Genomic DNA, 12,255 nt, shown 5'->3' on the forward strand with positions numbered 1-12,255 from the left:
CTGTTGTACCTACACCAGATATATTAACTCCAGTTGAACAATCAGATGTACCCAATCATGTCACCATAGAGGCACAAACAACACAATCTTTTCAACCGAGTGTTTCAGATGTACCTAACAATAGCACTACACAAACACAAACAACACAACCTTCTCAACCCAGCCAACATAAACCAACGGCTTCGACATCACAACAAATTCCAAAAGTAACACCAACAGTCATTACACCAGACGTAAATAACAAGTTAAAACCAACTCAATTACCTGGTGCATCAACAACTGCCTCACCGACTTTGGGGAATGAATCTACAGTGATGCGGCAGTCTCTCAACGCGGAACAAGGGATTACCCCCGATTCTCCAACTGTTGTACCCACACCAGATATATTAACTCCAGTTGAAGAATCAAATGTACCCAACAATGTCACCACAAAGGCACAACCTCAACCCAGCATTTTAGATTTATCCAACAATGTCACTGCACAGACGCAAACAACACAACCTTCTCAACCCAGCCAACATAAACCAATCGCTGAGACATCACAACAAATTCCGCCAATAACACCAACAGTCATTACACCAGACGTAAATAACAACTCACAACCAACTTCTATACCTGGTGTATCAACAACTGCCCCACCCAGTTTGGGGAATGAATCTACACTGATGCGGCACTCTCTCAACGCGGAACAAGAGATAGCCGCCAATTCTCCAACTGTTGTACCTACACCAGAAACATTGACTCCAGTTGCTGCTTCAGTTCTACCCAACAATGTCACCATAGAGACACAAACAACACAATCTTTTCAACCGAGTGTTTCAGATGTACCCAACAATAGTACTACACAAACACAAACAACACTGCGATCGCAACCCAACGTAGATAACACAAGTACTTCGACATCACAACAAATTCCGCCAATAACACCAACAGTCATTGCACCAGACGTAAATAACAACTCACAATCAACTTCTATACCTGGTGTATCAACAACTACCCCATCCACTTTGGGAGATGAATCCACACTGGTGCAGCAAGACCTTATGAGGGATTTCCTGAATGAATCATCTCCAAAAAACCCCTCTTTTGATAATTTGCCAGCACCTACAGGCTTTGCGACTGGGGGTCAGGTAGCGACTACCCAGTTTCAAGGTAGCCAGAGTATAGCGCCCTCCGATACGGTTCCTGCCATGCTGACTCCTGGAGAGTTTGTCATTAATGCCCAGGACACACAGAAAAATCTTAATCTGCTAGAACACATAAATAGTGGGGGAAGACCAGAGAATTTTATTTCCCCTAAAGAGATCCTAAATTCACAAGATGAAGGAAAATCAGCTTTAGCTCCAGATCATTCTATTCATACCGATTATTCTAATGAAAGTTTAATACAAAGGGAAAGTTTCGATGCTACTTTACCTACAACATCTCATGCACTGATTTCATCGTCAATCGGTCAGGAAATTGTTGGAAGACAAAGTCTTTCAAGACCTACTTTTATTCAGGCTTATACAAAAGAAAACAGTATAAGAAAAGTGGAGAAACACTCAGATCAATATTCATTGCCTAATTTAGTTTTCCAACAATCAACTCCTGCTACTAACTCTCCGTCTGAAACAGCACCTTCTCAGTGGTCGAGTGTTGAAGAATTGCTAGGTGCCAGTACCAATCAATCTACAGGAATTGATTCAGAACATGTAAAATTTAGTAGGGAAAATTCAAAACTTCCTACAGTTTCAAAATCGCCAAAAACTACGATTCAGCGAAAATCTGTGTTAAAAGGTTTTGGTAACAAAGAAAAAGTCGCTGCAACCGATAAGATAACATCATCCAATGAAGCCATTCCATCCGATATTGATACGGAAGCGCAACCCGTAACAGAAACTATAAAAAGCTTTCGTTGTTCTCTTCCAACTAAGGATAAAATTGCTGATGAGATCGAAACTCTTGCCCGAGAAATATATAACAGATTGCGCCAACGATTGGAAATTGAAAGAGAAAGACATGGTAATGGCATATACTCAGGTCGCCTACCCTGGTAATTTTTAATAATAGTAATAGTATCTAAATAAATGCCACCTAAACCTAACCCGGCTAATACTCCAAAAGCTCCACCTGCTAATCAACCTAGTAACACTGCAAAAGCTCCACCTGCTAATCAACCTAATAATGGTACTAAAACACAACCGACAGAACCCAATAAACTGAATCCGCAGCTTGCAAAAGCAACACTAATGGCATGTAATAATGAAGCTCCAGACATTGAAGTCATGTTTAATCCAACTGAAATTAGCTTCTCGCGAAGTGTTAACTGGACACACAGAGCTGGTAATAGAGGAACAACTCTATTACCAAAGATAAACTTTTCTGGGGTAGAGCCATACCAATTCACTCTTCAACAGCTATTATTTGACACTTACGAAACGAAAGAATCAGTAGTGACGAAATATATAAACAATATTAAGAAAGGTGTGGAAAGTATTCAGGGTACCAACGATCAGCGTCCCCCAGTCTATATATTTGTGTGGGGAGACAATAAATATTTTCCCTGCGTCATTGAAAGTTTAACCTACACACTAACCATGTTTTTAACTGATGGTACACCTGTCAGAGCGTTGGTCGATATTCAACTACGAGAAGTAGACAAAAGCGACGTTCCGCCTAGCCAGGGACCTGGTGGTTTACGAGGCGGTGGTTCACAGGCCGGTGGTTCACAGGGTGGTGGTTCACGGGGTGGTGGTTCACGGGGTGGTGGTTCACGGGGTGGTGGTTCACGGCGTGGTGGTTCACAAGGTAGTGGTTCACGGCGTGGTGGTTCACAAGGTAGTGGTTCACGGGGCGGTAAGGGGGTGCCGTAGGCATAGGGCGGATGAATAGATGGGCTTCGCCGTGAGCGAGAGCCGAACGGTTTAAAACCCCACCGTCTGCAGGTGTCCACAATTGGTTGGGGTTTGAATCCGATGCATTGTCCCCTAGCCTTAATAGAACGGGTACGCGTTTTGACCCAGGAATCAACAAAACCAACGCTGGCTAATTTTTTACGTGTCAGACCTTCGCTTCATTCAATTGATTTTGACCGGAGGCGGAGTGTCTCCGGTTCCGCTCCTGGATTCTGACTCCTGGATTCTTCTTCAATCTTGTTCACCAAACTATCATTTTAATTAGGACTTATGTCTACAGAAAAAAGCCGTTATCTAGCTCTTCCGAGAATACAGTTGTTGAGTGGTCGCACTAATAGATGGCTACCAGTTTCTATTGACGAAATGGATAATTTATTGAAGGATTTATTGCAAATCACTGTAGAAGAAAGCCTTCATGCACCAGCAATGTTTACATTGGTAATACACAATAGTTATTGTCCTACTAGCAAACGCCCAGAATACCAACCTTGGCGATATGAAAAATTGTTTGAAATTGGTAACAAAGTCAAACTAGGTTTTATTTCTGCTACTACCCAAGATACTAATTTTAACCAGGCACTGGAAGGATATTTAATTGAAGGTGAAATTACAGGAATTGAGGTTAGCTTTAACGAGGGCTCAGAAGCTCCCATTATTGTTCGCGGTTACGATATTTCCCATCGTCTCCATAGAGGTCGTCATAATTATTCATATTTAAAGATGAGCGATACCGAAATAGTAGAGGATATTGCAACGCGAACAGGGATAACTATGAACAGGAGCGATAACAGCGGTCAGAAGCATGAATATGTCTTTCAAGAGAATCAAACTCATATGGAGTTTCTGCGGGAAAGAGCCGCTCGCATTGGATATGAACTGTATGTACAAGACAATAAACTGAATTTTTGTAAGCCTGCGAGTCAAAGTTCATTACAACTCAAATGGCTAGATGACATTAATAGTTTTAAAACCCGTATTACTACTGCTCCCCAGGTACACTCTGTAGAGGTACGCGGTTGGGACTACACTAAGAAACAAGCGATCTCCCAAACAGCTACATCAGAAAACCTACTTACAAAGACTGGTAGCAAGTTAGGAAGTGTTGCTATTGATCAATTTAATCTCAAAGAGCCATCCAAAATAACAGTAGTCGATCAACCTGTGTCTACGATCGCCGAAGCAAAAGCGATGGCTCAGGCGTTGTGTGATGAACTGGGAGGAGAATTTATTTATGCAGATGCACGATCTGAGGGCAATCCCAAAATCAGACCTGGACGAGTTGTAACAATCGACGGCTTAGGCGCTCGCTATAGCGGTCAATATTACGTTACAGAAACACGCCATATATATAGCGGAAGGGTTTATCACACTGAATTTAGTGTGCGAGGACTAGGTAGTGGAAGTTTATTCGCAACTATTTCAACACCCGTGCGCTTACAACCCGGTCAAACTTTTCTGGTTGGCATTGTCACTGATAACAACGATCCTGAAGACATGGGCAGAGTTAAAGTCTATTTCCCAACCCTGACGCCACCAAATCAACCGGGATCGAGCAAGCTTACCGAGCTACCTGGTAAAGGTAGTAAAGGTAATCAAGCTGGTAAGGTAGAAGAACATGAAAGTTACTGGGCTAGAGTTGTGGCTATAGGAGCCGGTCAATACAAGAAGGGGTTTGACTGTTTACCTGAAGTAGATGATGAAGTTTTGGTAGGTTTTGAGCATGGCGATATCCACCGTCCATACATCATTGGTGGAGTCTGGAATGGAAAGGACAAGATGCCAACATCAGTAAAAGACAGTGTCATTACTCAACTAAATAATCGCATGATTCAGGAAACGAAGCCCCCAGCCCCAAAAACAATCAAACTTCAAGCCGGAAAGAAACCAGGAAACGTGCGATTGCGTACCTTTGAGACGCGTACCGGACATACCCTACAGTTTATAGAAGAAGAAAAAAGGTCGAGCCACACTGGTATCCGCATTGAAACCGCTCAGGGTCATAAAATATATCTGAATGATAGTCAAAAACTAATAGAAATCAAAACCAAAAATGGGCATTTCATTAGGATGAATGACAAGAAAGGAGATATTTCTATAAGGTCTATAGGAAATTTATCCATAGAAGCAAAGGCTAATATCAACATTAAGGCTGGGGCAGTAATAAGAGTTAATGGTAAACAAATTTTTTTAAATTAGTTAGGAGGTTGTCAAAATGAAAGCACGAGGTATACTGCGGGACCGACTGCTGAGTGAAAAAATCTGTACACGCAAGAGTTAACGATATTGTAGTTTTTGCAACACAACCTGATGAGTGCTACGGTATTCAGGAAATTTTATGTTAATTTGAGGAAAGAATAAATTATGGCTCTGCAAGTATGTGCTGGCGCAACGCTCAGGTGTAGCTTTGGTGTAGCACCAAGTTTGTTGGCAGTTCCGCCAATCAACCGGGTATCAACTCGCACGCCAGATGCTAACATTTTGGATTACAAGCCAATGGTTAATATTATGCCTTTTGGTATGTGTATGTCTCTGGCAAATCCAACAGTTGCATCCGCCACCGCAGCCGCGTTAGGCGTGTTGACTCCCATGCCTTGTGTGCCTGTGATTCCCGCCCCGTGGAAACCCGGTTCGCCTACTGTTCTGATTGGCAAAAGCCCAGCGCTGAATAATATATCTACATTAATGTGTGCATGGGCGGGTGTGATTACGGTCATCAACGCCGGTCAAACAACCGTATTCATCCCCTGAAAATGCAGTTGGTCATTTCAGTACCTACCAGTTGCAACTTTACAGACCTCGCTTGCCGATACGCACTGTTAACCTAGACTTTTGGCGAATAGGCTTATATCCTTCCTCCCGATATCTTAAAAAGATGTACTAGCAAGGGCTGTCTTATGTTAGATGCAATTGATAGTCAGGAACAAGACTATTTAGGAAGGGGCTGGGCTTTCCCCCTGCATGTGAGTTTACAAGGGGGACTACAGCTTAGCTCTTACGATCAAAAGATTAAGGAAGCTATTTGGATTATCTTACGCACTGGGGTGGGCGAGCGCCTGTATCGACCTGATTTTGGTTCGCGTTTGTCAGAACTGGTGTTTGCGCCATTAAATAGCAAAACCTTGATCCAAATACGGATGTATGTTTTAGAAGCGTTGCAGGTTTGGGAGCCTCGCATTGTTATCGATGAAGTGCTAACCGATTCAGACCCAGTGCGGGGCAGAGTAGATATCATCATCAATTATCGTCTGAAAGACGAATATGACATTTATAGCTTTGTCTATCCTTTTTATCTGGCTTCAGTAGCGGAGTAATTGTGGAATTCGATTTTTTACCTAAATTGCCTAATTCCAATCTGGACGATCGCACCTTTGATGAATTAGTAGAAGAGTGTGTTCTACGAATTCCGCGCTACTGCCCAGAGTGGACAGATCACAACCTGAGTGATCCGGGAATTACACTGATTGAATTATTTGCTTGGTTGACAGACCAAATGTTGCTGAGATTTAACCAAGTTCCGCGTAAAAACTATGTTGCTTTTTTAGAATTACTGGGGATACGCCTTCAGCCTCCAGCTCCAGCACGAACAGATATTACTTTTTATCTGACAACATATTTTTCACAAACCTATATTATTCCGGCTGGGTTACAAGTGGCAACCTTGGGAACTGAAATGACGGAAGCAGTCGTTTTCAGTACTGACTCTCCTTTGCTAATCGGCAAACCAAGTCTGCGGCACTTTTTAACATCTCAAACTACCGAAGACTCTCCTCTCATTTTGCGCGATCGCGTCAGCAACCAATGGACGCGTCAACCAGATGGCACGTGGGAAGGCAATGAACAACTTCTGTTTGAAGAAAATCCACAACCAGGTAACTGCTTTTACCTTGTCATGGAACCAAATGAACCCATAGAGGGAAATGTTTTATCAATCACGTTTCAAGGAGCTGCGGCATCGCCAACTGGTATCAATCCCAATCAACCACCTCGTCGATGGGAAGCGTGGGATGGTAAAAAATGGCAACCAGTTTTGTTGCAAGAAGCCGATGATGCAACGCGGGGCTTCAGTTTTCATGAAATTGCAGAACTTGATGACAATCCCGCTCAAATAGCAGATGTTATTCTCCATTTACCTCTAAGTTGGCCAGTGGCAAACTTTACCACTTATAGAGGTCGCTGGATACGCTGCGTTTTAACAGAGCCAGAAGGTAATCAGCCCAGTTACAACAGTTCTCCAAGAATTATTAGTCTAGCAGTGGAATCGATTGGCGGTACAGTCAGGGCAAGCCACAGTACTTTCATTGAAGATGAACGCTTGGGAATTAGTGATGGTACGCCCGGTCAGACTTATGAATTGCAAGGGTCTGCCATTTTAGAGCGTCGAGAAGATGAGTATATCCTTGTCACTCCCCCTGGAGGTTTACCTCAGAGATGGCAAGAAGTTGCAGATTTTGCCGATTCTGGACCGGACGATCGCCATTACACAATTGATTCTCTCACGGGTACAGTCCAGTTTGGACCGCTAATTCGCGAGCCTGACCAGTTACAAAGAAAAACAAAAATTCGTTCTAAGATACAGCAGCCTCAGCCTTATGAATTAAGAACACAGGTGAACGATGCAGAAATGCGAGCTTTTGAACACCAATATGGCGCAATTCCCCCGCGAGGATCAACAATCGTCATGGTAGCCTATCGCACGGGAGGAGGTCGCCAAGGCAATGTTCAAAGTGGTACGCTCCAATTTTTAAGGTCAGCTTTTCCTTATATCGCTCGTGCCATCAACCACAAACCAGCTACTAATGGCGCTGATGCTGAATCCTTGGAACAAGCTGTCTTAAGAGCACCCCGAATACTACGCACCCGCGATCGCGCCGTCACTGCTGAAGATTTTGAAGTCTTAGCACAGCGTGCAGGTGCAGGCGCAGTGGCTCGTGTTCGTTGTTTGTCAGCAACAGCAAGTACTGATGCGGGAATAGTACGTTTGGTTATAGTACCGGAAGCAAATACCGATGCGATCGCCCAAGCAGAAGGCATAGCCCCAGAAGCGTTTGTACTCCAACCAAGTCTTCAAGAACAGATTTTGGCATACTTAGAGGACCGACGCCTGCTAGGAGTGCAAGTCCTACTTCAAGAACCCGATTATGTTGGTGTTTCCGTTCAGACAGAGATTGCTTTAGAACCTACTTATAATAATCCTCTCGCTCAACGAGAGATTGTGCTCAACTTACAGATTGCCTTGTATCAATTTTTAAATCCTCTGACTGGCGGTTTAGATGGTAAAGGATGGCCTTTTGGACGACCCGTGTATACTTCGGATATTATTGCCTTGCTACAACAAACCCCTGGAGTGCGCTATCTCGGTCCGGTTTTGATGTTTCCAATACGTAAAATTGGCGATACTTGGGTTCGTCAAAACTCCCCAGAACAGATGATTGATCCAGGATTGTTAGGTTTGGTTTGTTCTTGGGCGGATAGTCGTTTGCGCTCAAGCCATACTATCAATTTTATCACTCGTTAAGGGTCGATCCTGATATGGTTCAAATTGGAAGTTGGCAAAAAACCGTCGAGATTCAATTAACACCAATGCGAATTTCTGAGTCTGCACCTGTAGCTGGCTTAGATTTGGCTGATGCAGAAAATATAACAAATGCAACATTAGATACACCCGTTGGTTCTAGTTTGGTGCTTCATCCAGGAGAGCCTAACGAAATGATTGTGCAAGTCAAGAACTTGCTGCAACAGACCATACGCTTAAGTTGGAGGATTGAAGGCGACTTTCCCATAGAATGGTGTCAACTGGGAACAGAGGGTAGTGAACTTGCGCCTGGAGCGCAGATGGATGCTGTGCTTTATTTTCAAGTTCCTGCTTCATTTTTTGAAGATCAAGAAGCACTCCGCGTTGGTAAAAAAGAAAAGTTAGAGCTAAATTATCGCAGTCGGGTTGTTGTCAAAATCGATCCAGGCACTGAGTACGAGCAAATTGAAGAAGCTGATTTTGGTCTTTATATACGTCCTTACAGTGCCTATATTCACTTTTTGCCTGCACTATATCATGAAGTAGACTTTATTGGTCGCTTCATCAAAATTTTTGAGCAGACTTATCAACCAATCATTGACAGTTTCAACGTCATGTGGGCAAACCTTGACCCTTTGACAGCACCAAAAACTTTGTTACCGTTTTTAGCACATTGGGTAGGTTGGTCAGTTGAAGCTAACTGGGAAATGCCTCAGCAACGCCGTTTGATTCGCCGTGCTGTAGAACTTTACCGTTGGCGCGGAACTCGTAAGGGTTTGCGTCTGTATTTGCATCTCTACACGGGTTTACCATTAGATGAAGATTTGCCCGAATCTGATAAACGGATCAGTATCATTGAAGCATTTGGTCCGGGTTTTGTATTGGGGGCTGCAGATTTGGGAGAAAGAGCTGTTTTAGGGGGTGGAAAACCTTACCATTTTTCGGTGAAGTTGCGTCCTATCCATCGCAATAGTCTTGATGAAGAACTAGTACGACGCATCATTGAGCAAGAAAAGCCCGCCTTCTGTACATATGACTTATCTATTGAAAATCCGTAATTCTTATGACCCACCCTTTTCCACACTGGTTACTGGTCACTGTAAATTGAAAATCCGTAATTCTTGTGACTCACCCCTTTCCACACTTGTCACTGGTTATATCATGTCCGCTCAATTACCGACAAATTCCGGAAAACCCCACCCCGATGAGTGGCTACGCCAAAGTTCCCCTCCCCGCTTGCGGGGAGGGGTTAGGGGTGGGGTTCTGTAATTATGGGTAATTTGCCGGACATCATATTACTGGTCACTGGTCACTGGTCACTGTAAATTGAAAATCCGTAATTCAAATGACCCACCCCTTTCCACCACCAACTATCAAATCCTTGGAGCGTCTCCATCCCACAGATGGTCTGTTAATAAATGCCGAACGTTGGCGCAAGGCGCATGAATACCACCGTCAGAGGCAAAATGCTCATTATCAATCTTTAAATCAACCAGGCATAGTTTGTGGCTTGGGAGTCCGAGTTATTCCCGCCCCGCGTCAAGTAGAAGCGCGATATCGCGATGATCGCTGGGTACAAATCCAACCTGGAATTGCAATTGATTTGACGGGTCATGTGATTGTTGTACCCAATGCGATTGACTTTCGGATTGCGACAGAAGTCACCAATACCGATCCTGTCACGGTTTATTTAGTAGTCAGTTATGTAGATCCCGATCAATTGCGGCGAGAAGTACAAGGAGATGTTGTTCAAGAAACTTTCCGAATTGATGAAAAAAGCACTTTACCAAACAGTTTAGAAGTAGAAATTTGCCGACTCATCTTACCACCAGGTCCAGTTTCTATTTCCCAACCACCTGATGTTTTCTTTCCTGGATATAACGATATCGATTTGCGTTTTCGCAATCTCGCACAAGCCAGACCACAAGCAATTATTCGCATGGCTCAAGTGAATCATGGCGATACTGAATGCTCTCATAACTTTTTTCAACTCTCATATTTATTACAAGCTATAGAACCTCTTTACCCTTTTTTACGAGGAACGGATGAAGTTTATCAAGTCACCTTAGAAGAAAATATTCAAGATTACGACTTACTTTATCTCACAGGTCAACAAGCACTTTCTCTTAATAGCCCGGAATTAGAATCCTTAAAAAAATATATCAGCGATGGGGGTGTGCTGTTAGTTGATGTTCCTATAAGTGCTACTGCTTTGATTGAAAGTGTTCAAAGTTTAGCTCAGCAGTTGGACTCTCCCTTAAAACCTTTAGAAGAGTGGAGAAGAGACCATCCTTTACGAACAAAACCTTTCTTATTTGCAGCCTTGCCAATCATCAATCAACAAATTATTCAACTGCAAGTAGGAGGAGGAATTATATTATCAATTGGTGACTTGGCATCAGCATGGGGGCTAGATAAAGCATTGTCTTTGCCGAGGCTAACTATTCGCACAGCCCAGGAATTGGGAATTAATATTCTTAATTATGCTTGGAAACGGCGGCAGTTGACAGGTTTGCAGAAGGAAGACTACGCAGGACAGTGGTAAGCTTGTCTAGTATTAACCTCTCTACCCTTAAATACAAGGTTGAGGTAACGAAACCCAACAAATCTATTCATATAAATAGGATGATAAACTCAAACTAAATCCAGGCAATAAATTTTCACCCGTTAATTTTGTCGGTAGATTTCGCACTTCCATATCAACCCCGGGACGATAAATTTCTACTTGTTGCTGCTGGGGATTAATCAACCATCCCAATTGTACTCCTGCATCTATATATTCCCGCATTTTGTCGCGCAGCAGTTCCAAATCATCTGTAGCTGACCTTAATTCAACAACAAAATCCGGTGCGATGGGGGGAAACTTGCGTCTTTGTTCTGGCGTGAGTGCTTCCCAACGTTTCTTTTGAATCCAAGCAGCATCAGGAGAACGATTTGCGCCATTGGGTAACTTAAATACAGTAGAGGAACTGAAGGTATAACCAAGACCTGTTTGCCGATTCCAAACTCCCAAATCAATAATTATATCAGCTTCTCGATTACCGTTCTCCCCTCCAACAGGTGGCATAATAATCAACTCTCCCCTGGATGTTCGTTCAAACTGTAACTCGCGGTTATTTTGACATAGCTCATAGAACTGTTCGTCAGTCAAATGAACGGTATCTAAATTTAATGTCAAAATAGTCATAACCCTACACCTAGCGGGGATATCGATATAAGAAATTAACTGGGCGATTTTGCTCATCGCAGGTTACATCTATGTTAACAGTCAGCCGTAAACAACGTGTGTCTGCCTCATATGCTGGTAACTGATCAAGTCCATAACTTGAAAACCAGGGATGATGCACTTAAGCAGAAGCCCAACTTCGTTTACCCTAACTGATTGCAAGTCTGCAACCCGGTGAAGAAGTGCAGATTTTTTCCGGCGATAGCTTCGCGCAGCTCGCACCGTCGCCAAAGTGATTGCCGAACCCCAACCATCCCGCAAGCCTCGCCAGCCCGGTAGTGCAATCGGAACCCTAATCATCTTGTCCGAATTTGATTGGTTTTTGGGAAAACAAGAGCGATCGCCCAAGGGGCAGTGCGCTCCGCGCAATCGCCTAATCTTGTAGGGTGGGCATTGCTTGCAAAACCTCAGCAAACAGATCCCAGAAAAAAGGGAGTGTTTCGGTTTATAAGCATTCTTGAGAGACTAGCGATCGCCTAATCGCTTACGTTCTGGTAACCAGTTAAGCGATCGCCCATGCATGAAGATTGATGAGCGTATGATCGCGCTTTCTTGTTGCGACAGTCTTACAGCAATTTTCAGGTAATTGAACCACAAATTACGGTAATCTGGGTCTAGAG

Annotated in this window: 11 protein-coding genes; 9 read left to right on the plus strand and 2 right to left on the minus strand. The window is 43.4% G+C overall.

Features of this window, described 5'->3' with window-relative positions; translation table 11 throughout:
• The 8 genes from ACM0OZ_RS45780 to ACM0OZ_RS45815 form a co-directional block, all read left to right on the plus strand.
• On the plus strand, positions 1–2,039 hold a 2,039-nt coding region (locus ACM0OZ_RS45780), incomplete at its 5' end, for a hypothetical protein (RefSeq protein WP_414589622.1).
• 30 nt (positions 2,040–2,069) lie between these two features.
• Entirely contained in the window at positions 2,070–2,855 is a 786-nt protein-coding gene (locus ACM0OZ_RS45785; protein WP_414589623.1) for a hypothetical protein, read from the plus strand.
• A gap of 312 nt (positions 2,856–3,167) precedes the next feature.
• Complete coding sequence (locus ACM0OZ_RS45790; protein WP_414589624.1) at positions 3,168–5,093, plus strand: phage baseplate assembly protein V; 1,926 nt, start codon at positions 3,168–3,170, stop codon at positions 5,091–5,093.
• 165 nt (positions 5,094–5,258) lie between these two features.
• The gene (locus ACM0OZ_RS45795; RefSeq protein WP_414589625.1) at positions 5,259–5,645 is read left to right on the plus strand and encodes a DUF4280 domain-containing protein; all 387 of its coding nucleotides are present in this window, start codon (positions 5,259–5,261) and stop codon (positions 5,643–5,645) included.
• 146 nt (positions 5,646–5,791) lie between these two features.
• On the plus strand, positions 5,792–6,208 hold the full coding sequence (locus ACM0OZ_RS45800; RefSeq protein WP_414589626.1) for a GPW/gp25 family protein: 417 nt from the start codon (positions 5,792–5,794) through the stop codon (positions 6,206–6,208).
• A 2-nt stretch (positions 6,209–6,210) separates the two neighbouring features.
• Positions 6,211–8,412 carry a putative baseplate assembly protein gene (locus ACM0OZ_RS45805; protein ID WP_414589627.1) on the plus strand — a complete coding sequence of 734 codons (2,202 nt, stop codon included), beginning with the start codon at positions 6,211–6,213 and terminating at the stop codon, positions 8,410–8,412.
• Between the two features lie 14 nt (positions 8,413–8,426).
• Positions 8,427–9,467 carry a phage tail protein gene (locus ACM0OZ_RS45810; protein ID WP_414589628.1) on the plus strand — a complete coding sequence of 347 codons (1,041 nt, stop codon included), beginning with the start codon at positions 8,427–8,429 and terminating at the stop codon, positions 9,465–9,467.
• A gap of 287 nt (positions 9,468–9,754) precedes the next feature.
• A complete protein-coding gene (locus ACM0OZ_RS45815) occupies positions 9,755–10,954 on the plus strand; it encodes a DUF4159 domain-containing protein (protein ID WP_414589629.1) in 1,200 nt (399 codons plus the stop codon).
• Positions 10,955–11,017: 63 nt separating this feature from the next.
• Here the strand turns inward: ACM0OZ_RS45815 and ACM0OZ_RS45820 are convergent, their stop codons facing one another.
• Complete coding sequence (locus ACM0OZ_RS45820; protein ID WP_414589630.1) at positions 11,018–11,596, minus strand: Uma2 family endonuclease; 579 nt, start codon at positions 11,594–11,596, stop codon at positions 11,018–11,020.
• 81 nt (positions 11,597–11,677) lie between these two features.
• Positions 11,678–11,935: a hypothetical protein gene (locus tag ACM0OZ_RS45825; protein WP_414589631.1), complete on the minus strand. Its 258-nt coding sequence runs from the start codon at positions 11,933–11,935 to the stop codon at positions 11,678–11,680.
• Between the two features lie 15 nt (positions 11,936–11,950).
• Between ACM0OZ_RS45825 and ACM0OZ_RS45830 the strand changes: the two genes are divergently transcribed.
• Complete coding sequence (locus tag ACM0OZ_RS45830; RefSeq protein WP_414589632.1) at positions 11,951–12,115, plus strand: hypothetical protein; 165 nt, start codon at positions 11,951–11,953, stop codon at positions 12,113–12,115.
• Positions 12,116–12,255 lie beyond the last annotated feature (140 nt).

It is taken from the genome of Scytonema sp. PCC 10023, assembly GCF_963920835.1.
Classification (GTDB): Bacteria; Cyanobacteriota; Cyanobacteriia; order Cyanobacteriales; family Nostocaceae; genus Kalymmatonema.

What these genes read in the sequence shown, in the direction of transcription:
- ACM0OZ_RS45815 (WP_414589629.1), top strand. Translation starts at nt 9,755, where the DNA reads ATGACCCACCCCTTTCCACCACCAACTATCAAATCCTTGGAGCGTCTC.
- ACM0OZ_RS45800 (WP_414589626.1), top strand. Translation starts at nt 5,792, where the DNA reads ATGTTAGATGCAATTGATAGTCAGGAACAAGACTATTTAGGAAGGGGC.
- ACM0OZ_RS45825 (WP_414589631.1), bottom strand. Translation starts at nt 11,935, where the DNA reads ATGATTAGGGTTCCGATTGCACTACCGGGCTGGCGAGGCTTGCGGGAT.
- ACM0OZ_RS45810 (WP_414589628.1), top strand. Translation starts at nt 8,427, where the DNA reads ATGGTTCAAATTGGAAGTTGGCAAAAAACCGTCGAGATTCAATTAACA.
- ACM0OZ_RS45790 (WP_414589624.1), top strand. Translation starts at nt 3,168, where the DNA reads ATGTCTACAGAAAAAAGCCGTTATCTAGCTCTTCCGAGAATACAGTTG.
- ACM0OZ_RS45820 (WP_414589630.1), bottom strand. Translation starts at nt 11,596, where the DNA reads ATGACTATTTTGACATTAAATTTAGATACCGTTCATTTGACTGACGAA.
- ACM0OZ_RS45795 (WP_414589625.1), top strand. Translation starts at nt 5,259, where the DNA reads ATGGCTCTGCAAGTATGTGCTGGCGCAACGCTCAGGTGTAGCTTTGGT.
- ACM0OZ_RS45785 (WP_414589623.1), top strand. Translation starts at nt 2,070, where the DNA reads ATGCCACCTAAACCTAACCCGGCTAATACTCCAAAAGCTCCACCTGCT.